At 58.5% G+C, this 19,520-nt stretch carries 21 protein-coding genes and 1 riboswitch; of the genes, 8 read left to right on the top strand and 13 right to left on the bottom strand.

Going from position 1 to position 19,520, the window contains the following annotated elements; translation table 11 throughout:
• Positions 1–9: 9 nt before the first annotated feature.
• Complete coding sequence (gene cobO, locus KW837_RS01145; RefSeq protein ID WP_218394226.1) at positions 10–621, bottom strand: cob(I)yrinic acid a,c-diamide adenosyltransferase; 612 nt, start codon at positions 619–621, stop codon at positions 10–12.
• Between the two features lie 80 nt (positions 622–701).
• Positions 702–953, bottom strand: a riboswitch (cobalamin riboswitch).
• Between the two features lie 154 nt (positions 954–1,107).
• Between cobO and KW837_RS01140 the strand changes: the two genes are divergently transcribed.
• Positions 1,108–1,692: a hypothetical protein gene (locus KW837_RS01140; RefSeq protein WP_192345764.1), complete on the top strand. Its 585-nt coding sequence runs from the start codon at positions 1,108–1,110 to the stop codon at positions 1,690–1,692.
• A gap of 68 nt (positions 1,693–1,760) precedes the next feature.
• Positions 1,761–3,074 (top strand): sorbosone dehydrogenase family protein, encoded by a 1,314-nt coding sequence (locus tag KW837_RS01135; protein WP_218394225.1) that lies wholly within the window; start codon positions 1,761–1,763, stop codon positions 3,072–3,074.
• A gap of 168 nt (positions 3,075–3,242) precedes the next feature.
• Here the strand turns inward: KW837_RS01135 and KW837_RS01130 are convergent, their stop codons facing one another.
• From KW837_RS01130 to KW837_RS01110, 5 genes are all read right to left on the bottom strand, one after another.
• Positions 3,243–3,779: a C40 family peptidase gene (locus KW837_RS01130; RefSeq protein WP_218394224.1), complete on the bottom strand. Its 537-nt coding sequence runs from the start codon at positions 3,777–3,779 to the stop codon at positions 3,243–3,245.
• Between the two features lie 165 nt (positions 3,780–3,944).
• Positions 3,945–4,583 (bottom strand): C40 family peptidase, encoded by a 639-nt coding sequence (locus KW837_RS01125; protein WP_218394223.1) that lies wholly within the window; start codon positions 4,581–4,583, stop codon positions 3,945–3,947.
• A gap of 228 nt (positions 4,584–4,811) precedes the next feature.
• Positions 4,812–5,516 (bottom strand): DnaA regulatory inactivator Hda, encoded by a 705-nt coding sequence (gene hda / locus KW837_RS01120; protein ID WP_007898944.1) that lies wholly within the window; start codon positions 5,514–5,516, stop codon positions 4,812–4,814.
• Between the two features lie 230 nt (positions 5,517–5,746).
• The gene (locus KW837_RS01115) at positions 5,747–6,820 is read right to left on the bottom strand and encodes an AI-2E family transporter (RefSeq protein ID WP_218394222.1); all 1,074 of its coding nucleotides are present in this window, start codon (positions 6,818–6,820) and stop codon (positions 5,747–5,749) included.
• 30 nt (positions 6,821–6,850) lie between these two features.
• A complete protein-coding gene (locus KW837_RS01110) occupies positions 6,851–7,909 on the bottom strand; it encodes a DUF2066 domain-containing protein (RefSeq protein WP_218394221.1) in 1,059 nt (352 codons plus the stop codon).
• 388 nt (positions 7,910–8,297) lie between these two features.
• Here KW837_RS01110 and purM point away from each other — a divergent pair, with 388 nt between their 5' ends.
• From purM to KW837_RS01095, 3 genes are read left to right on the top strand one after another with little or no spacing between them, the layout of a single operon-like run.
• Positions 8,298–9,356 (top strand): phosphoribosylformylglycinamidine cyclo-ligase, encoded by a 1,059-nt coding sequence (purM, locus tag KW837_RS01105; protein ID WP_008013877.1) that lies wholly within the window; start codon positions 8,298–8,300, stop codon positions 9,354–9,356.
• Entirely contained in the window at positions 9,356–10,006 is a 651-nt protein-coding gene (purN, locus tag KW837_RS01100) for a phosphoribosylglycinamide formyltransferase (RefSeq protein ID WP_018925121.1), read from the top strand. The genes purM and purN overlap by 1 nt, the downstream gene beginning before the upstream one ends.
• Positions 10,007–10,014: 8 nt before the next feature.
• Positions 10,015–10,728 (top strand): DUF3108 domain-containing protein, encoded by a 714-nt coding sequence (locus KW837_RS01095; protein ID WP_123496149.1) that lies wholly within the window; start codon positions 10,015–10,017, stop codon positions 10,726–10,728.
• Between the two features lie 70 nt (positions 10,729–10,798).
• Here KW837_RS01095 and KW837_RS01090 read toward each other — a convergent pair whose 3' ends face one another.
• A complete protein-coding gene (locus tag KW837_RS01090; RefSeq protein ID WP_218394220.1) occupies positions 10,799–11,263 on the bottom strand; it encodes a DUF3859 domain-containing protein in 465 nt (154 codons plus the stop codon).
• Positions 11,264–11,549: 286 nt separating this feature from the next.
• On the opposite strand from KW837_RS01090, the gene KW837_RS01085 reads away from it, so the two are divergent.
• Together KW837_RS01085 and KW837_RS01080 are read left to right on the top strand one after the other, a co-directional pair.
• Complete coding sequence (locus tag KW837_RS01085; RefSeq protein ID WP_218394219.1) at positions 11,550–11,966, top strand: OsmC family protein; 417 nt, start codon at positions 11,550–11,552, stop codon at positions 11,964–11,966.
• A gap of 61 nt (positions 11,967–12,027) precedes the next feature.
• Entirely contained in the window at positions 12,028–12,915 is an 888-nt protein-coding gene (locus KW837_RS01080) for a pirin family protein (protein WP_192345757.1), read from the top strand.
• Positions 12,916–13,061: 146 nt separating this feature from the next.
• On the opposite strand, the gene htpG is transcribed toward KW837_RS01080, so the two are convergent.
• The 3 genes from htpG to KW837_RS01065 all read right to left on the bottom strand — a co-directional run bounded on the left by htpG (position 13,062) and on the right by KW837_RS01065 (position 15,972).
• Positions 13,062–14,966, bottom strand: coding sequence for a molecular chaperone HtpG (gene htpG, locus KW837_RS01075; protein ID WP_218394218.1), 1,905 nt, complete (start codon positions 14,964–14,966; stop codon positions 13,062–13,064).
• Between the two features lie 80 nt (positions 14,967–15,046).
• A complete protein-coding gene (locus tag KW837_RS01070; RefSeq protein WP_218394217.1) occupies positions 15,047–15,499 on the bottom strand; it encodes a PaaI family thioesterase in 453 nt (150 codons plus the stop codon).
• On the bottom strand, positions 15,496–15,972 hold the full coding sequence (locus KW837_RS01065) for a PaaI family thioesterase (RefSeq protein ID WP_218394216.1): 477 nt from the start codon (positions 15,970–15,972) through the stop codon (positions 15,496–15,498). Before KW837_RS01065 ends, KW837_RS01070 begins: the two co-directional genes overlap by 4 nt.
• A gap of 157 nt (positions 15,973–16,129) precedes the next feature.
• Between KW837_RS01065 and KW837_RS01060 the strand changes: the two genes are divergently transcribed.
• Positions 16,130–16,375, top strand: coding sequence for a hypothetical protein (locus KW837_RS01060; RefSeq protein ID WP_123496139.1), 246 nt, complete (start codon positions 16,130–16,132; stop codon positions 16,373–16,375).
• Between the two features lie 77 nt (positions 16,376–16,452).
• Here KW837_RS01060 and KW837_RS01055 read toward each other — a convergent pair whose 3' ends face one another.
• The 3 genes from KW837_RS01055 to brnQ form a co-directional block, all read right to left on the bottom strand.
• Complete coding sequence (locus KW837_RS01055) at positions 16,453–16,854, bottom strand: MAPEG family protein (protein ID WP_218394215.1); 402 nt, start codon at positions 16,852–16,854, stop codon at positions 16,453–16,455.
• Positions 16,854–17,591, bottom strand: a complete 738-nt coding sequence (locus KW837_RS01050) for a DUF599 domain-containing protein (RefSeq protein ID WP_218394214.1) — start codon at positions 17,589–17,591, stop codon at positions 16,854–16,856. Before KW837_RS01050 ends, KW837_RS01055 begins: the two co-directional genes overlap by 1 nt.
• Before the next feature lie 267 nt (positions 17,592–17,858).
• A complete protein-coding gene (brnQ, locus tag KW837_RS01045; RefSeq protein WP_218394213.1) occupies positions 17,859–19,172 on the bottom strand; it encodes a branched-chain amino acid transport system II carrier protein in 1,314 nt (437 codons plus the stop codon).
• Between the last annotated feature and the right edge of the window lie 348 nt (positions 19,173–19,520).

Genomic DNA, 19,520 nt, shown 5'->3' with positions numbered 1-19,520 from the left:
AAGTGCAGTTCACAACTCGACGCCTTTTTGCGCTTTGATTCCGGCCTGGAAGGCGTGCTTGATCATGCCCATTTCAGTGACAGTGTCGGCCAGCTCGATCATCTCAGGCTTGACGCCGCGACCGGTGACCACCACGTGCTGCATCGGCGGTCGCGCCTGCAAGTCGCTGAGCACCTGATCGAGATCGAGGTAGCCGTGCTTGAGGGCGATGTTCAACTCATCGAGCACCACCAGACCGATGGCCGGATCACGCAGCAATTCGCGGGACACTGCCCAGGCGGCTTCGGCGGCGGCGATGTCGCGCTGACGGTCCTGGGTTTCCCAGGTAAAGCCCTCGCCCATTACATGAAAACGCACCTGTTCCGGGAAGCGCCGAAAAAATAGCTCCTCGCCAGTGCTGGTGCGCCCCTTGATGAACTGCACCACGCCGCACTGCATGCCGTGGCCCATGGACCGCGCAAGCATGCCGAACGCCGAACTGCTTTTGCCTTTGCCGTTACCGGAAAGCACCAGCAGCAAACCGCATTCATTCGGCGAGTTGGCGATGCGTTCGTCGATCACCGCTTTTTTTCGCAGCATGCGCGCCAGATGGCGTTCGTCACGATCGGGAGTATCAGTCATGGGGGAGCTCTCCGTTGAGGCTGGATAACGGCGGGCAGGCACAAGAATAGACGGCAAGAAGCCTGGCATCGCCCACCGTGATGCCGTTGGATGAATCAGGCCGGTCTCCGGGCTCATGAGCGGCTTGCGCCTGACTGCGCGCCTTCCCATGTCGACAGTCGACACAGTGGCTAGGGCCTGATGACAGGCCCTCGCGCAGCTTTTACTCATTTACCGTTGCGGGGGCAGCGCCGGGATCGTGATCATTCTTCGCTGGAAGAAATTCATTCACCGGCTTCCCTGTTTCACTCTGTCGACCAAGGTCACAGAGCACCTGAAACAAGCCGCGAAGGTTAGAGGGTTGGGGGTGGAGCGTCAATTAAAGCCGGGGCGCCGCTGAGCGAATAACTGCCGTCGATCAATTAACTGACGCCAATCTTGTGCCACACTGTCAGCAGTGATATCAAAGAGCCACAACCTGACAACACAATAACAAGGGTGAGCCACATGCAAGGCATGATCATCAGCAATCCGAAGCTGGAATTCCTGCGCCCGGTGCTGGAACGCTGGTTTGACTGTATCGACCGCTACAACGCCGTGCGCGGCGATAACGATACACCTTACTGGTACGACGAAAACGCCAACCTCGGTCTGCTCTGCGCCGCGGCCTGGATGGCAGAAATGGTCACGCTGGCACAGACGTCGACCCGCAAACAGATCGAAGAAGGCGAACGCAACGCCCGCGCCGATCTGTTTATCGCCAGCAGCGAAGAGCGCGCGTATCTCCAGGCCACCCAGCGCTGGCCACGGGTCAATAGCCTGAACCTGACGCAGGCACTGGCGGACATCACCAGTGACGCGAAGCGAATCAGCTACGCCAGCGATCTGAAACTCGGCTGTCTGTTTGTCGCACCACAAAAAGCCCAACACAGCGCCACCCCGGAAGAACTCCAGGACATGGTCGACGACCTGCAAAAGGAACACACCTGCGCCGTGGCCTGGTATTTCCCTTACGCCTACCGCAAGTTGCGCAATGAAGCCGGCAACTACCATCCAGGCATCGCTGTTCTGCTCAAGGAAGCCCGCGGCTGACCGGTTGAACCATCGACCGTCTACGCTTCTCTATGATTACGTCAATGCATTCATAGGGAAGATCAGTAATGCGCAAACCCCAGCTCGTTTTCATCATCGCGCTCGCCGGAGGGCTCGCCGCCTGTGGTGAAACCTCCAGCCTGCAAGTCTCGGATGGCACAGGCCCCTCGCCCAAGCTGCCAGAACCGAATAAAACCCTGATCCCGACGGTGAACATCGCCCCGGCGATCGGCTGGCCTGAAGGCAAGAAACCTGTCGCCGCCACCGGGACTCAAGTGGCGGCGTTTGCCGAAGGCCTCGATCATCCGCGCTGGCTCTATGTGTTGCCCAACGGCGATGTGCTGGTGGCCGAAACCAACGCACCGCCTAAACCCGATGATGGCCAAGGCATTCGCGGCTGGGTCATGGGCAAAGTCATGGGCCGTGCCGGTGCCGGCGTCCCCAGCCCGAACCGCATCACCCTGCTGCGGGACAAGGACCACGATGGCGCTGCCGAAACCCGCACAGTATTCCTGGAAAACCTCAACTCGCCCTTCGGCATGACCCTGGTCGGCAATGACCTGTACGTCGCCGACACTGATCGCCTGCTGCGTTTCCACTATGAAAACGGTGAGACGGCGATCAAGTCGCAGCCCATCAAGGTGGTCGACCTGCCGGGCGGCACGCTGAATCATCACTGGACCAAAAACGTCATCGCCAGCAAGGATGGCAGCAAGCTGTACGTCACCGTGGGCTCGAATAGCAACGTCGGCGAAAACGGCATGGATCAGGAGGAAGGTCGCGCGGCAATCTGGGAAGTGGATCGCGCCACCGGCAATCATCGAATCTTCGCCTCGGGGATTCGCAATCCAAACGGCCTGGCCTGGGAACCGCAGAGCGGCGCACTGTGGACAGCCGTCAACGAGCGTGACGAAATCGGCAGCGACCTGGTGCCGGACTACATCACATCCGTGAAGGATGGCGGGTTCTATGGCTGGCCCTACAGCTATTACGGCCAGCACGTCGACATTCGCGTCGAGCCGCAAAACCCCGATCTGGTGGCCAAGGCGATTGCACCGGACTACGCGGTGGGGCCGCATACCGCGTCACTGGGCCTGACGTTCGCCGAAGGCAGCAAGTTGCCCGCGCCGTTCACCCAAGGCGCCTTCATCGGCCAACACGGCTCGTGGAACCGCAAACCTCACAGCGGCTATAAAGTGATTTTCGTGCCGTTCACCGCCGGCAAACCGACCGGGCAGCCGGTGGATGTGCTCACCGGCTTCCTCACTGACGACGAAAAAGCCATGGGCCGGCCGGTGGGTGTTGTGATCGATCAGCAAGGCGGCTTGCTGGTGGCGGATGATGTGGGGAACAAGGTGTGGCGCGTGTCCGCGGCCAAGTAATCAGCTCTGACCGTAGGAGCGAGGCTTGCCCGCGAAGGCGGCAGTACAGTCAACATTGATATCGACTGACACACCGCTTTCGCGGGCAAGCCTCGCTCCTACAGCTTATTGCACAGCGCCAACCTATCGCCCAGCGCGAGTCATCCCTCAAGCGAGCGCTAATGACAACTACGGATTATGTGCCAAATGCTCAGGTTGCAAGACGCGCTTGGCGCTCAGGTAGGCTTTCTGCCAGTAAGCCTTGGACAGGCTGTCCAGCTTGACCGTGCCGCCCGTGGCTGGCGCGTGGACGAAGCGGCCTTCGCCGACGTAGATACCGGCATGGCTGACCTGGGAGCCGCCATTGGTGGCGAAGAAAATCAGGTCGCCAGTTTGCAGGCCTTCCTTGCCGACACTGGGGGCTTGCATGCCGATCATTTCGCGGGTGGAGCGCGGTAAGGAAATGCCGGCGACATCGCGATAAACGTAACCGATCAGACCACTGCAATCGAATCCGGAATCCGGCGTGTTGCCGCCCCAGCGATAAGGTGTTCCCACCAGGCCCAGCGCGCGAAACAGCACGTCTTCTGCCGCAGGGGAAAAGGCTTGGGAAGGACCGAAAACAATGGGAGCGCGAACCACCGGCGCAGGTGGCGGTGTGCGGCTGGCGCAGGCGCTGAGCAGCGCTGCGAAGAATATGAATGTGAGGCGGGCCGACATCGTCATAAACAGAACATCCTGATCTGGCTGCGGCTTTTTCCACCGAAAAGGCAGAAAAGAAAACCGCCTGCGCAGAACGCAGGCGGTTTGCCATCAATAATAGATCAGGATTCTAGCGGCTACGCGGCAAACTTCAAGTAAGACTTTAAGTTCGCCCTATAAACTGTCCGCTTACTTGCGAGCCGTGACGATAGCCGGGGCCGCAGTCGGCGCCATCGCGAGTGCGCGCTTGGCTTCGATGAAGGTTTTGCTCCAGTAGCTGTCGCCCAGACTATCAATCCGGACACCACCGCTTTTGCGGCTGCTGGAGTGGATGAACTGGTTGTCACCCAGGTAGATCCCGGCGTGACTGACACGACCGCGACGACCATTGGTGGCGAAGAACAGCAAGTCACCCGGTTTGAGGGCGCTGCGGGCAACCAGAGGAGCGTCAACGTTGATCATTTCGCGGGTGGAGCGCGGCAGGTTCATGCCGGCTTCTTCACGAAACAGATAACCGATGAAGCCGCTGCAGTCGAAGCCGGCCTCGGAGGTGCCGCCGAAACGGTAACGGGTACCGATCAGGGACATGCCACGTTCGAGGATGCTGTCGGCGAGAACCGGAAGCTGGTACGACTTGCCGCCGGCGAAGTCTGCCAGTTCTTTATCGGTGACTAGCTCTTCCTGGAAAAGAACGGAAGAAGACTGCGCGGTAACTGAATTTGAAACCTGCTGTTTTGGCGCTTGCTGGGACACTGGAGAGTGGGCAGCGCAACCGAACAACAGGGTGACGAGTGCGAGAGGCACGAGGGGTGCGAAGCGATTTAGCATGGGCACGACCGTGGCTGATAGTTTCTAAAGAAGCCGCGACTATGCCCGCTATCGACCTCATTTGCAAATTCAATCGATCTGTATGTGACTTTTCGGTTTCTCGTTTACATCTAAGCGCTTAAGCCCATTTTGAACCTTTGCGCAGCCTGCCCTCTTGCAGGAAAGCGGGTTTGTTGACGCCTGGAATATGCCGAAACCCGTGTAAAACCTGAGTTTGATCAGGTTTTTTTACCAACCAAGGGTTTCTTTCAGGAACGGGATTGTCAGCTTGCGCTGGGCTTGAAGGGAGGCCTGATCGAGGCGTTCAAGCAGCTCGAAAAGCGCGCTCATGCTGCGGGTACCGCGGGTCAAGATAAAATGCCCGACTTCATCGGTCAGGTGCAGGCCGCGACGGGATGCGCGCAACTGCAAGGCACGCAATTTGTCTTCGTCAGAGAGTGGGCGCATCTGGAAGATGAGTGCCAGTGTCAGCCGCGACTTGAGGTCTGCCAGCTTCACCGGCAGTTCACGCGGGGACGTCGAGGCGGCGATCAGCAGACGCCGGCCGCTGTCACGCAGACGATTGAACAGATGGAACAGCGCCTCTTCCCAATCCGCCTTGCCGGCGACTGCCTGCAGATCGTCCAGGCAGACCAGTTCGTATTGTTCGAGGTTATCGAGGATTTCAATGCCGCGGTCCAGCAACTCGGCCAACGGCAGGTACACCGCCGGTTCCCCCAGTTGTTCGAAGCGCAGACACGCCGCCTGCAACAAATGCGTGCGCCCTACCCCGTCCTTGCCCCAGAGGTAAATCAGGCTTTCCGTCCAGCCAGCGTCGGCTTCGCAGAGCCGCTCGACATAGCCGAGTGCAGCGGCATTGGCGCCTGGGTAGTAATTGATAAAGGTAGCGTCATCACGCAGACGCACACCTAGGGGCAGCTGAATCGGTTTCATGCTGACTGAACAGTTCCAAAGGAACCGTTAGTGGCCTCTGTGTAAAGTTTGCGAAGTTTATACCCGTGAGGCTGACCGCACAATGCGACAGACCACAAGCAAAATCAAAGGTTTGCGATAACACACTGGTTTTATGACCGTTTCTTTGGCGGCGCATGTGACAGCCACACGAGGGAGACGGGCAAACCTGGCACGCAACCAGACTGCCCGCTACGAGCGATCAAAAAACCTTACACCTCGGATTCGTCGACACCGCCGTAGATATCCGAGTCCTTATACAAATCATGCATATGGCGCACCAGGACCATGATCACCGCCGCCACTGGCAACGCCAGCAACACACCGGTAAAACCAAACAGCTCGCCGCCAGCCAGGATGGCGAAGATCACTGCCACCGGATGCAGGCCGATCCGGTCTCCCACCAGCAACGGCGTCAGGACCATGCCTTCCAGCGCCTGGCCGACCATGAACACCGCGACAATACCGATCATGGGATACAAATCGCCACCGAACTGGAACAGACCGGCAATCAATGCCGCACCAATTCCGATGACGAACCCCATGTACGGCACGATCGCCGCCAACCCGGCAATCAGACCAATCAACAGCCCCAGCTCCAGCCCGACGATCATCAAGCCTGCGGCGTAGATCACACCCAGCGCCAGCATCACCAGCAACTGCCCGCGCACGAAGGCCCCGAGCACTTCATGGCATTCTCCCGCCAAGGTCATGACGCGCTCTTCACGATCACGGGGCAGCAGGCTGCGGATTTTGGCCATCATCAGATCCCAGTCGCGCAACAGATAAAAACTCACCACCGGAATCAGCACCAGATTGGCCAGCAAGCCAATCAGTGCAAGACCTGAAGCCGTCGCTTGACTCAGCACCACGCCGACCACATCGGTGGTCTGGCCCATGTGCTCGCTGAACGCCGCCTTGAGCTTGTCGAATTTCCAGAAGCCGTCCGACAACCCCATCTTCGATTGCGCCCACGGCACGGCGGTGTGCTGCAACCAGTCGAGCATTTGCGGCGCCAGTTCATACAAGCGAAACAGTTGCTTGGCGAGCAGCGGCACCAACACCAACAGCAACGCGGTGACGAGCAATGTGAACAAGGCAAACACCGCCACCACACCCCAGGTCCGTGAAAGGCCGTACTTTTCCAGACGATCCACCAGCGGGTCGAACAGATAAGCCAGCAACAGCGCCACCAAAAAAGGCGTCAGGATCGGGTGCAACAGGTAAACAAACGCGCAAAGCAGGACCACCCCACCGAGCCAGAACCAACGCCGTGTATCGGCCATGTACCACTCCTGCTTCTATATAAAGAAAAACTACCAGCGAAAACGTAACAGTGGTGTCGGTGCCGGGGCTGGCGCTACGGCCGGTGTCGAGCCAGCAACCACAGGCTGAACAGGCACCGTTGGAGCCGGCGCCTCACCGGCCGGAATTTCCTGCAACCTGCCCAAAGACAACTGCGCCCGCAGCTGATCGGGGCTGCCGTTGACCCGATAAAGCACGCGGTCGCCGTCGACACTTTGCAGGCGTGCGCCAAAAGGCTCCAGCAAACGCCCGAGCGTTGCATAACGCTCCAGGCTCATCCCTTGCACTTCCAGCAATTGCTCGCTCGAAGCGCCCGGTTTGGCGGCAAAACGCGGCGCCAGGCGCTGACTGACCGCCAGCATCACCGCATCGGCCAGCGCGGCGGTATCGGCGCCCTGCACGCTACCGGCTTCTTTCTGATCGCCCAACCATAAACGCCACTTGGCTTGCCATTGGCCACCCTCTTCACGGGCATGCACCGCCAGCAAGGCATCGGCATTGTAACGGTCGGATGCTCCTTGCAGCGGCGCAGGGTCTGCACTTTCCAGATTCGGCGCAGTGGCGACAATCTGCTCGTTCAGGTCCGCCAGCGGCAAACGCAGCGGCAGACCACGATGTTGCGCCGCTCGAAGCAGTGGTGTGGCGCTGGCCTGGCCATCGCCGACCAGGCTCGAACCTTCAGTGGAATCGTTCAACCACCAGCCGAGGATCGACGGCCGATTGGCACCCCACACAGCCAACCCGGCACGCCGCAAGGCCTGTTCAGTGGTGGCCGGGTCGAAATCGACTTTCAGCACTTGCGGTGGCCCGGCGTCATATCCGAACTGACTGATGATCTGCTGAGGGTCTTTGCGCACGGTCGCCAGACCCGGGCTCTGCGCCGCCTTTGGGTCGCCAGTCAGGCGCAACACCAACGTATCCAGCGCCCGCTGAGTCGCCTGATCGCGCTCCTCCGGTGTCTGGCTGCTGACGGGCTCGCGCACTTGATAGAGGCCTTTGACGGTTTCGGCATGACCGGTCAGGCTGGCCATGGTTAAACAGCCCACGAACAAGAATTTAAGAAAACGCATAAAAAGATTCCTGACGACAAGAGCGGCTGGAACAGACCGCGTGAAGATGATTGAACCAAGGGTCTGTTGACCACACGTTCAAGCAAAACATTCACCCGATCCCGGTAAGTTTTCGCACTGTCATAACGATAGACGGTTAATGTCGATACCTTATACAGCCATCCGGGACGCCACCAACACGGGCAATATCGGTTTTTTTAACGCGATATGCCCCTGCCCGTCGGCACGAGGATGGCCGCTGCCCCTCAAGCCTGATAAAATCGCGCGCCTTCGCAGACCGGCAACAGCCGGGCCCCCTGAAATTCGCGGATGGCACTCGCCTTCGTCTGTTTCGGCGGTCCCACTGGACTCGGTCGTTACCCCTGAATCCCCCCTAAAGGCCTGGATCATGAGCAAGCAACCCTCCCTGAGCTACAAGGACGCCGGTGTAGACATCGACGCCGGTGAAGCATTGGTCGAACGCATCAAGAGCGTCGCCAAGCGCACTGCGCGCCCGGAAGTCATGGGCGGCCTGGGCGGTTTCGGCGCCCTCTGCGAAATCCCGGCCGGTTACAAACAACCGGTACTGGTCTCGGGCACTGACGGCGTCGGCACCAAGCTGCGCCTGGCGCTGAACCTGAACAAGCACGACAGCATCGGCATCGACCTGGTTGCCATGTGCGTGAACGACCTGGTGGTCTGCGGTGCCGAGCCGCTGTTCTTCCTCGACTACTACGCCACCGGCAAACTGAACGTCGAAACCGCGACCCAGGTCGTGACCGGCATCGGCGCTGGCTGTGAACTGTCCGGCTGCTCCCTGGTCGGCGGCGAAACCGCTGAAATGCCGGGCATGTACGAAGGCGAAGACTATGACCTGGCCGGCTTCTGCGTCGGCGTCGTGGAAAAGTCTGAAATCATCGACGGTTCCAAAGTCGCTGCAGGCGATGCCCTGCTCGCCCTGCCGTCTTCCGGCCCGCACTCCAACGGCTACTCGCTGATCCGCAAGATCATCGAAGTGTCCGGTGCAGACATCGAAAATATCCAGCTCGACGGCAAACCGCTGACCGACCTGCTGATGGCCCCGACCCGCATCTACGTGAAGCCGCTGCTCAAGCTGATCAAGGAAACCGGCGCCGTCAAAGCCATGGCCCACATCACCGGTGGTGGCCTGCTGGACAACATCCCGCGCGTTCTGCCAAAAGGCGCACAAGCGGTGGTTGACGTTGCAAGCTGGACTCGCCCTGCCGTGTTCGACTGGCTGCAAGAGAAAGGCAATGTCGACGAAAACGAAATGCATCGCGTGTTGAACTGCGGCGTCGGCATGGTTATCTGCGTTGCTCAAGAGCACGTTGAAACTGCGCTGAACGTATTGCGTGAAGCCGGCGAGCAACCTTGGGTCATCGGTCAGATCGCCACCGCAGCCGAAGGCGCGGCCCAGGTTGAACTGAAGAACCTCAAGGCTCATTGATGTCCCAGACCTGTGATGTGGTGGTGCTGTTGTCCGGCACCGGCAGTAACTTGCAGGCCTTGATCGACAGCACGCGGACCGGCGACAGCCCGGCCCGCATCGCTGCGGTGATCTCCAACCGCGCCGACGCCTACGGCCTGCAACGCGCCAGGGACGCGGGTATCGACACCCGCACCCTGGATCACAAGGCTTTCGAAGGTCGCGAGGCCTTCGATGCCGCGCTGATCGAACTGATCGACGCCTTCAACCCCAAACTCGTGGTACTGGCCGGCTTCATGCGCATTCTCAGCGCTGACTTCGTGCGCCACTATCAGGGTCGCCTGCTCAATATCCATCCCTCGCTGCTACCCAAATACAAAGGGTTACACACCCATCAGCGCGCGCTGGAGGCCGGCGACACTGAACACGGCTGTTCCGTGCACTTCGTCACCGAGGAACTCGATGGCGGACCACTGGTCGTACAGGCAGTAATACCGGTAGAGTTGCACGATTCGCCGCAGAGTCTGGCGCAGCGAGTCCATACCCAGGAACACCTGATCTACCCGATGGCCGTACGCTGGTTTGCCGAAGGTCGTTTATCACTCGGTGAACAAGGTGCTTTACTGGACGGACAGTTGCTCGCGGCCAGCGGCCACTTGATTCGAACCTAGGAGATTTTATGCGTCGCGCCCTGCTCTTCGCTTGCGCTCTGCTCGCCCTGCCGTTTGCGCAGGCCGCAGACCTTCAACCTTTCTCCGCCAGCTACACCGCCGACTGGAAGCAGCTGCCCATGAGCGGCACTGCCGAACGCAGCCTGACCAAGGGAGCCAACGGCGTCTGGAAACTCAGCTTCAAGGCGTCGATGATGATCGCCAGCCTGACTGAAGAAAGTACCCTGACCCTGGACAAGGACACCCTGCTGCCACAGTCCTACCACTTCGAACGTGGCGGTCTGGGTAAAGCCAAGAAGGCTGATCTGGACTTCGACTGGACCAACAAAATGGTCACCGGCACCGATCGTGGTGACGCCGTCAAGCTTCCACTCAACCGCGGCATGGTCGACAAGTCCACCTATCAACTGGCGCTGCAGCATGACGTCGCCGCTGGCAAGAAAAGCATGAGCTATCAGGTCGTCGATGACGGCGAAGTCGATACCTATGACTTCCGCGTGCTGGGTTCGGAGAAAGTCGACACCAAGGCTGGCCAGATCGATGCGATCAAGGTCGAGCGCGTGCGCGACCCGACTCAAAGCAAGCGCATCACCGTGCTGTGGTTTGCCAAGGACTGGGATTACCTGCTGGTCCGTTTGCAACAGGTCGAAACCGACGGCAAGGAGTACAACATTATGCTCCTCGACGGTACGGTCAACGGCAAGACGGTCAAAGGCAGCTGATCCGCACCAACATGAAAGCCCCGCAAACGCGGGGCTTTTTTTCGTCTGGCATTTGGCTGGGCGAGAGCAATCAGCGCACGGTAAAGCGTTGCTGGGCCAGCAGACGGTCGCCCTGGAACACCATGAAACGCCATTCACCGGGAACGACTTCATGGCTTTCGGTGAACTCGTACGCCATCACGTCCTGCGGAGCACCGGGTACCAATTTTTGAGTCACTTCCAGTTTGTCGTGCCGCACGCCATCCGGAGTGCGGATGCCCGGCGTGAAATAGAGCAAAGTCAGTGGTTGGTCTTCGGCGACTTTGCCGGACAACTGGTAGCGCATACCGAACTTGGTGCCGAGTTTGGCGGGGACGATTTCGGTTTGCTGGATCTGTTCATTGCTGCGGCGCAAAACTCGCTCGCCCGATTGCAGTTCGGCTTTCGGGCCAGCGAACACGCCGTATTCCACTGGGCCTTCGACGCGGACTTCGGCACTGGCCAGACCACTGACGAACATCATTGTGGCCAGGGCGGTTAAACGGGTGAGGTGCATGGTGCGCTCCTTGATTGAGATGAGCGCGAGGGTATGACGCCGGGGTGACAGGACGATGACAAGTTCAGTGAAACCCTGTAGGAGCGAGGCTTGCCCGCGAAGAACGATGACGCGTATTGCCTGAAAAACCGCGGTGCATTCTTCGCGGGCAAGCCTCGCTCCTACAGGTTCTGCGTCTTAGTCGAATCGACCGACAAGAAAGTGGAACGCGAATTTGAAGGGATGCTCTATAACTTCAGGGTCTTTTTTGATCGAATGACTTTTCCCACTGTCTGCGAGGTTTCTTATGACTGTTACCGTCAATACCGTCTCCGCCGAAGGTTTTCGTCACAGCGTCCAGATCGATGACCACGAACTCTTTGCCGATGTATCGAAAACCTCTGGTGGCGAAGGCACCGCGCCTGAACCACACGACTACTTCGACGCAGCCCTCGGCGCCTGTAAGGCCCTGACGCTGAAAATGTATGCCAAGAAAAAGGACATCCCGCTGACGGGCGTCGAGGTTGAGGTCACGCGTGATAACAGTGAAGAGCAGAAAGGCAAATACGCCCTGCACGTCGAACTCACGCTCAAGGGTGTGCTCACCGACGCCCAGCGTGAGGAGCTGCACCGCGTGGCCGACCGCTGCCCGGTACACAAGCTGATGACCACTTCCGACATCAGCATCGAAACCCATCTGTCCGAAGGTGCGTTCAGCCAATAGCGGCAAGGGCTGCGCAAGCGGGTTATGCTCCCTGCGTCACCCGCTCAGCCTGGAATGCACCATGCACACGCCACTCGTGATCCGCCCTCGCGCCGAAGATGTCGAAGGCCAGCCGATTCTTCGCCCGTTGCCGTCAGCCAAATGCCGCAACGTCGGGCCTTTCGTGTTTTTCGACCACATGCTCGAAACCCGTTATCCGGCGGGCAAAGGCATGAACATCCGTCAGCATCCACACATCGGCCTGTCCACCCTCACCTACCTGTTCGAAGGGCAAATCCAGCACAAGGACAGCCTTGGCTCCGACCAGGTGGTAAATGCCGGTGATGTCAGCTGGATGACCGCCGGCAGCGCAATTGCCCACGTCGAACGCACACCCGAACCATTGAAAGACAGCGGCTTTACGATGCACGGCTTACAGATCTGGCTGGCTTCGCCCAAGGATCGTGAACACGGTCCGGGACATTACAGTCACCACCCGGCTGCCACGCTGCCCGTCAGCGATAACCTTGGCGTGAAGATACGGATGATTGCCGGGTCAGGCTTTTGCCTCGAATCGCCGGTCCCGGTGCTTTCTCCTACGCTGTACGCCGAATTGAACCTGCAAACGGCGACCACATTGCTGATTCCCACCGAGCATGAAGAACGAGCGCTGTATGTGCTGAGCGGTGAAGCGCAACTGGATGGCGAGCTGCTGGAACCCCACTCACTGGTGGTATTGCCGGCCGGGGAAGAGATGACACTGTTCGCCGAGAGCGACTGTCATGCCGTGCTGTTTGGCGGCGCGCCGCTGGATGGACCGCGACGGATCAACTGGAATTTCGTGGCCAGTGATCCGGCGTTGATCGATGAAGCACGTCGGCGCTGGGCGGCCGGGGACTGGCCGACAGTGCCAGGGGAAAGTGAGCGGATCGAATTGCCGAAACACCGAAGCCCGCCAACGCCCCTGTAATTGATCGGCTGATCGTTCCCATGCTCTGCGTGGTTGCAGCCCGTGACGCTCCGCGCCACTGGACGCGGAGCGTCCCTAGAGGCATTCTCACGCAGAGCGTGGGAACGATCAAAAAACCCGCCGAAGCGGGTTTTTTTACAACGGGGTTAAACCGACAGTTCAACCAGCAGCTTGTTCAGACGGCGCACATAAGCGGCCGGGTCTTTCAAGCTGTCGCCGGCCGCCAGGGCCGCCTGATCGAACAGAATGTGCGACAGGTCGCCGAAGCGCTCGTCGCTCTGCTCGTTGTCGAGTTTCTCGATCAGCGGGTGAGCCGGGTTGAATTCGAAGATCGGCTTCGAATCCGGAACCTTCTGACCGCTGGCTTCCAGGATCTGACGCATTTGCAGGCCCAGGTCCTGCTCGCCGATGGCCAGAATCGCCGGGGAATCGGTCAGACGATGGGACACCCGCACTTCAGCAACGGAGTCGCCTAGTGCAGTCTTCAGACGCTCAACCAGGCCTTCTTTGGACTTGGCGACTTCTTCCGCAGCTTTCTTGTCTTCTTCCGAATCCAGATTGCCGAGGTCCAGGTCACCGCGTGCTACGTCGACAAAGCTCTTGCCGTCGAAGTCGTTGAGGTAGCTCATCAGCCACTCGTCGATGCGGTCGGTCAGCAGCAGCACTTCGATGCCTTTCTTGCGGAAGACTTCCAGGTGCGGGCTGTTTTTGACTTGCGCGTAGGTTTCGCCAGTCAGGTAGTAGATCTTGTCCTGACCTTCCTTGGTGCGGGCCAGGTAGTCGGCCAGACCTACAACTTGCTCGCCGTCGTCGCCCTGAGTGGACGCGAAACGCAGCAGGCCAGCAATTTTCTCTTTGTTGGCGAAGTCTTCTGCCGGGCCTTCTTTCATGACCTGACCGAAGTTCTTCCAGAAGCCTTTGTATTGCTCAGGCTCGTTCTTCGCCAGTTTTTCCAGCATGTCCAGAACGCGCTTGGTCAGCGCCGACTTCATGGAATCGATGATCGGGTCTTTCTGCAGGATTTCCCGCGACACGTTCAACGACAGGTCGTTGGAGTCGACCACGCCTTTGATGAAGCGCAGGTACAGCGGCAGGAACGACTCAGCCTGATCCATGACGAACACACGCTGCACGTACAGCTTCAGGCCTTTCGGCGCTTCACGCTGGTACAGATCGAACGGAGCACGGGTCGGTACATAAAGCAGCGAGGTGTACTCGAGCTTGCCTTCGACCTTGTTGTGGCTCCAGCTCAGCGGGTTTTCAAAATCGTGAGCAACGTGCTTGTAGAACTCCTGGTATTCCTCGTCCTTTACTTCAGTGCGAGGGCGAGTCCACAGGGCGCTGGCGCGGTTGACGGTTTCCCATTCAACGGCAGGCTTGTCTTCACCTTCAACGGCTGCCACTTCTTTGGGCAACTCGATCGGCAAGGCGATGTGGTCGGAATACTTCTTGATGATGTTGCGCAGACGCCAGCCATCGGCGAATTCGTCTTCACCGGATTTCAGGTGCAGGACAATGCGCGTACCACGGTCAGCCTTCTCGACGGTGGCGATTTCGAATTCGCCTTCGCCTTTGGACGACCAGTGCACGCCTTCGCTGGCAGCGAGGCCGGCACGGCGACTGAATACGTCAACTTTATCGGCAACGATGAAGGCCGAGTAAAAACCGACACCGAATTGACCGATCAGGTGCGAGTCTTTTTTCTGATCGCCAGACAGGTGTTTCATGAAATCGGCAGTGCCGGACTTGGCGATGGTGCCCAGATGGGTCACCGCGTCTTCACGGCTCATGCCGATACCGTTGTCTTCGAGGGTGACGGTTTTAGCGTCTTTGTCGAAGCTCACACGGATTTTCAGTTCAGCGCCGCCTTCCAGCAAGTCAGGCTTGGCGAGGGCTTCAAAGCGTAATTTATCGACAGCGTCAGAGGCGTTCGAGATCAATTCGCGAAGGAAAATTTCCTTGTTGGAATACAGCGAATGGATCATGAGGTGCAGCAGTTGCTTCACCTCGGTCTGGAAGCCCAGGGTTTCCTTTTGAGTTTCCACACTCATGGTCATCAAACTCCAATCAGATGGCATAAGCCGCGACCTTGAGGTCGACGGCGGGTTGTCCTCAGAGTTGGGGGCTGAGATCAGGATTTCAAGGGCTCTTCGATTTTGAAGTGAGCGCGGGCCGTGGCAATGGGCTCGGCCTCAGTGCTTTGCCAAGCGGTAATCGCCACGTTTGCCACCCGCCGCCCCTGTCGGCACACCTGGCATCTGGCCCAGGTATCGCGAAACTGCCCCGCGCGCAGGTAGTCGAGGGAAAAGTCGATAATCTTCGGCACGCCGGGTGAGCCGGTGAAGATCAGCAGGTGCAGTGCCGCCGAGAGTTCCATGAACCCGGCAATCACCCCGCCATGAATCGCCGGCAATAAAGGATTACCAATGTTGTCCTTGTTGGCCGGCAGGCGAAACAGCAGCTCATCCCCGACACGCGAACATTCGACGCCGATCAGTTTGGCGTAAGGAATCAGGTGCAGCAGCGAGGCGTAGTCCCCTTGGGCATGGGCCTGTTGAAATTGTTCCTTGAACGTGTCGGTCATTTCGCCCCTCCAGCAATGACGCCGCCAAAACCTTTAGTGCCTTTAATGCCCTTGCCCATGCGCATGAAGGTACCCACCGCATGGGCGATGGGCTGCTCGGGGTCGTCCTGATAGGCAAAACCGCGCGCGAAGATGACGTCGGTGGTCACTCGGTAGCATTGGGCGAAGCCGTACACGTCCTTGTGCGGCTCGGCGGCATGCATGTAGTCGATGCGCAAGTCGAGCGTCGGACAGACTTCGAATTCGGGCAGCACGCAAAGGGTAGCCATGCCGCAGGCGGTGTCCATCAGCGAGGTCAACGCTCCACCATGAATCACCCCGGTTTGCGGATTGCCGACGATCTGCGGGCTGTACGGCAGAATCACCGTCAATCCTTCGCTGCTGGCGCTGTGAACGCGCATGCCGAGTACCTGACAATGCCGCAAGGCCGACAGGAATCGCGTCGCACGCTCAAAAACGGGGTTTTCGGCCATTGGATTAAACTCTTCTTAGTGTCTGGGCAAAGTAGCAGGCAAGAAGGAAAAAGTTCCGCTGCAAAACAAACTTATATATCTGTGCGAATTGAGGAACTTAACCCTATTCGCCGCGCTCGAAAGGCCAGTAGATATTTTCCATCAGGAGAAACACCCCATGCGTAAGACTTTAGCTATTGCCTTGATGTTGACCGCTTCCCTCGGTCTCGCTGCCTGCGATAAAAAATCCGAGGACAAAGCTCAAGATGCTAACCAACATGCCGAGCAAGCTCAGGAAAAAATGAGCGAAGCTCAGGATAAAGTGAACGAGGCAGCAAAAGAAAACGCCGAAGCTGCCAAAGCTCAGGCCGAATCGAACGCAGCAGCGACAAAAGAAGCCGCGCCAGAAGCACCTAAAAACTAAAAGCGTTTTTAGTGATAAAAGAAAACCCGCCAAGTGCGGGTTTTCTTTTATCTGCGGCTTTTGTTTGCAATGCAGTATTAGATCAAAATCGTCCTAAAAGTCGGACTAATCATCAGCAACAACGAACACACTAAGCCGACGAACCACACCAGGCTGCGCTGCCAGGCCAAGTCCGCCCAATAGCACAACAGATATATGATGCGCGCGATCACAAAGACGATCGCCAGCGCATCGATCAGCCATCCCGCCGTCTGCGTGGTGTGCGCGATCAACACCCCCACCGCAAAGATCATGAACGCCTCGAAACTGTTCTGATGGGCCGCCAATGCACGGGCACCGAAGCCTGTAAGTTGCGCCTGCTGTTGGCGCGGCAGGTGATTGTTGTAACCACCCTGCTCGTTCATGGCTTTGGCTACCGGGATCTTTGCCACGAAAATCAACAATGCACTGATAAACACACACCAGAACGGAATACTCATCAAGCAGCCTCCTTGTTAACTTCAGGCAATGGCGCCTCTGTGGGGGTATAGACCATCACATCGAGAACGTCGGAGTGAAATTCGCGGCGATACAACACCAGCACGACGCCGGCACTCATCAACATAAACAACCAGGGACTAACGAACCACGCCAGCATGGTCATGCCGAAGTAATAGGAACGCAGACCGAAGTTGAACTGGTTAGCCGCCATGGAAATGACACGTGCCGCTCGGGAAGCAAAGGCTTTACGCTCTTGCTCGGACACATGGCGCTCGCCGATCATCGGTGCCGAGCCCACGAGAATGGCCGCAAAGTTGTACTGACGCATGCACCAGCTGAACGTAAAGAACGCATAGACAAACACCAGCGCCAGGCACAACAACTTGATCTCCGACATGCCCTGGGAAGCCTGTTGCACCATCGGGATATCCGCCAGCAACGACACGGCTCTGTCGGACGCACCCAATACCGTGAGAATACCGGCCAGGATAATCAGCGTGCTGGAAGCGAAGAACGAGGCATTGCGCTCCAGGTTACCGATCACGCTGGCATCGGCAATGCGGTTGTCGCGCAACAGCATGCGGCGCATCCAGTCTTCGCGATACAGGTGCAACACGCTGGCCAGGCACGCGGTGTCGCGGCCTTTCCATGTCGCGTAACGGGTGTAGCCACCCCAGCAGATGACAAACCAGAGCGCGGCGAGGATGTGGATGATGTTGGTGTGGATGAACGACATGCAATTCCCTGTGAGACGTTGGCATTGGTGAACCTTGTAGGAGCGAGGCTTGCCCGCGAAGACGACATAACATTCGACAAAATTATCGCCTGACACAACGCCTTCGCAGGCAAGCCTCGCTCCTACAGGTAGTGCTTCGACGTTAGCGCAAGGAAAAAGACACTGCATCACACGCATAAAAAATGCCCCGTATCGATTGATACGGGGCATTTCCATTTTTTGCCAGGAAGCAGCTCGAGGCCCGCTTGTGATGGGCTATGAAGCAGCTTAAGCCAGGGCTTCGGCGCGCTTGCCCAGCAGACGATCGCAGACCACCGCGACCACCAGGGTCATGACCGCCGGCACCAGCCACGCCAGACCCTGCTCGCTCAGTGGCAGGTGAGTCAGCTGGGTCGGCATCCAATCGGCCAGACCGGCGCCCTTGAGGGCATCGATCAGACCGAAGATGAACGACACCAGCATCACCGGACCGACGATGCGGCCCTGCTCATGCCAGAAGTCCTTGCAGAAGCTCAGCGCTACCAGGGCGATGCACGGCGGGTAGATGGCGGTCAGCACCGGGATCGAGAACGCGATCAGCTTGGTGAGGCCCAGATTGGACACCAACAGGGAGAACGCAGCCAGGATGATCACCAGCGTCTTGTAAGACAGTGGCAGTACACGGCTGAAGTATTCGGCACAAGCACACGTCAGACCGACCGCTGTCACCAGGCAGGCCAGGGAGATCAGCACTGCAAGGAAACCGCTGCCGAGCGAACCGAATGTGTGCTGAACATACGCGTGCAATACCGCCGCGCCATTGGCAGCACCAGCCGCCACTTCATGACTGCCCGAACCGAGACGGAACAGACTGACGTAAACCAGCGCCAGGCCCACGCCGGCAATCAGACCGGCAATGATCGCGTAACGGGTGATCAGCGCTGGTGATTCCACGCCACGGGAGCGGATCGCATTGACAATGACAATGCCGAATACCAGCGCACCCAGGGTATCCATGGTCAGGTAACCATTGATAAAGCCTTGGGAGAACGGTGCTGCGACATATTCAGGAGTGGCCACGCCGATATCACCGGCCGGCAACGCAAACGCGGCGATGCCGAGAACGGCCAGGGCGATGATCTTCAGCGGTGCAAGGAAACGTCCTACGGTGTCGAGCAGGCGGCCCGGGTAGAGCGAGATGAAGAACACCAGCAGGAAGTACACCGAGCTATAGAGAAACAACGCCAGCGGGCTCTCGCCAGTCAGCGGCGCCAGGCCCACTTCGAACGACACGGTCGCGGTACGTGGCGTTGCGAACAACGGGCCTACAGCGAGGTAGCACGCAGCTGCCAGCAGGCCACCGGCGACTTTACCGATCGGGCTGCTCAAGGCATCCATTGCACCACCGACCTTGGCCAGGGCGACAACGGTGATCACCGGCAAACCAACCGCGGTGATCAGAAAACCCAGCGCCGCCATCCAGACATTAGGCCCGGACTGCAAACCGACGATAGGCGGGAAGATGATGTTGCCAGCCCCGACGAACAGGGCAAATGTCATAAAACCCAGTGCCAGGATGTCCTGGCCTTTCAACACTTTCATTAAGGAAATACCACACTACTGAATCGGAATTTAGAGAGGGATTTCCCTTATGGGTGAGGGAAATGCTGTCGGCCCGTATAGGACTAACCCGTTTAGCGCGTTGCTGCCTTGTGGGCTGCGGACGCAAAAATGGCTGCTAGCCTAACGAATTTGCACGACAAACGCACTGTTACAGGGCGAACTATCCGATACGCGACATTTCAATGTCGCGTTTTTGCATGTAAATGGTGGGCTGCTGCAAGTAAGCCTTCGCGGGCAAGCCTCGCTCCTACAGGTATTGAGTCGTTCGCCGAATTAGAGAACGACATAAATCCGTAGGAGCGAGGCTTGCCCGCGAAGAGCCCCTCC

The sequence above is a fragment of the Pseudomonas sp. PDM24 genome, assembly GCF_019218905.1.
Classification (GTDB): Bacteria; Pseudomonadota; Gammaproteobacteria; order Pseudomonadales; family Pseudomonadaceae; genus Aquipseudomonas.
Note: the sequence above shows the minus strand (reverse complement) of the source record. Positions and strands in the feature narration are given on the sequence as shown.

Coding starts and splice junctions, on each gene's coding strand:
- cobO (WP_218394226.1), bottom strand. CDS start 621: ATGACTGATACTCCCGATCGTGACGAACGCCATCTGGCGCGCATGCTG.
- KW837_RS01140 (WP_192345764.1), top strand. CDS start 1,108: ATGCAAGGCATGATCATCAGCAATCCGAAGCTGGAATTCCTGCGCCCG.
- KW837_RS01135 (WP_218394225.1), top strand. CDS start 1,761: ATGCGCAAACCCCAGCTCGTTTTCATCATCGCGCTCGCCGGAGGGCTC.
- KW837_RS01130 (WP_218394224.1), bottom strand. CDS start 3,779: ATGACGATGTCGGCCCGCCTCACATTCATATTCTTCGCAGCGCTGCTC.
- KW837_RS01125 (WP_218394223.1), bottom strand. CDS start 4,583: ATGCTAAATCGCTTCGCACCCCTCGTGCCTCTCGCACTCGTCACCCTG.
- hda (WP_007898944.1), bottom strand. CDS start 5,516: ATGAAACCGATTCAGCTGCCCCTAGGTGTGCGTCTGCGTGATGACGCT.
- KW837_RS01115 (WP_218394222.1), bottom strand. CDS start 6,820: ATGGCCGATACACGGCGTTGGTTCTGGCTCGGTGGGGTGGTCCTGCTT.
- KW837_RS01110 (WP_218394221.1), bottom strand. CDS start 7,909: ATGCGTTTTCTTAAATTCTTGTTCGTGGGCTGTTTAACCATGGCCAGC.
- purM (WP_008013877.1), top strand. CDS start 8,298: ATGAGCAAGCAACCCTCCCTGAGCTACAAGGACGCCGGTGTAGACATC.
- purN (WP_018925121.1), top strand. CDS start 9,356: ATGTCCCAGACCTGTGATGTGGTGGTGCTGTTGTCCGGCACCGGCAGT.
- KW837_RS01095 (WP_123496149.1), top strand. CDS start 10,015: ATGCGTCGCGCCCTGCTCTTCGCTTGCGCTCTGCTCGCCCTGCCGTTT.
- KW837_RS01090 (WP_218394220.1), bottom strand. CDS start 11,263: ATGCACCTCACCCGTTTAACCGCCCTGGCCACAATGATGTTCGTCAGT.
- KW837_RS01085 (WP_218394219.1), top strand. CDS start 11,550: ATGACTGTTACCGTCAATACCGTCTCCGCCGAAGGTTTTCGTCACAGC.
- KW837_RS01080 (WP_192345757.1), top strand. CDS start 12,028: ATGCACACGCCACTCGTGATCCGCCCTCGCGCCGAAGATGTCGAAGGC.
- htpG (WP_218394218.1), bottom strand. CDS start 14,966: ATGAGTGTGGAAACTCAAAAGGAAACCCTGGGCTTCCAGACCGAGGTG.
- KW837_RS01070 (WP_218394217.1), bottom strand. CDS start 15,499: ATGACCGACACGTTCAAGGAACAATTTCAACAGGCCCATGCCCAAGGG.
- KW837_RS01065 (WP_218394216.1), bottom strand. CDS start 15,972: ATGGCCGAAAACCCCGTTTTTGAGCGTGCGACGCGATTCCTGTCGGCC.
- KW837_RS01060 (WP_123496139.1), top strand. CDS start 16,130: ATGCGTAAGACTTTAGCTATTGCCTTGATGTTGACCGCTTCCCTCGGT.
- KW837_RS01055 (WP_218394215.1), bottom strand. CDS start 16,854: ATGAGTATTCCGTTCTGGTGTGTGTTTATCAGTGCATTGTTGATTTTC.
- KW837_RS01050 (WP_218394214.1), bottom strand. CDS start 17,591: ATGTCGTTCATCCACACCAACATCATCCACATCCTCGCCGCGCTCTGG.
- brnQ (WP_218394213.1), bottom strand. CDS start 19,172: ATGAAAGTGTTGAAAGGCCAGGACATCCTGGCACTGGGTTTTATGACA.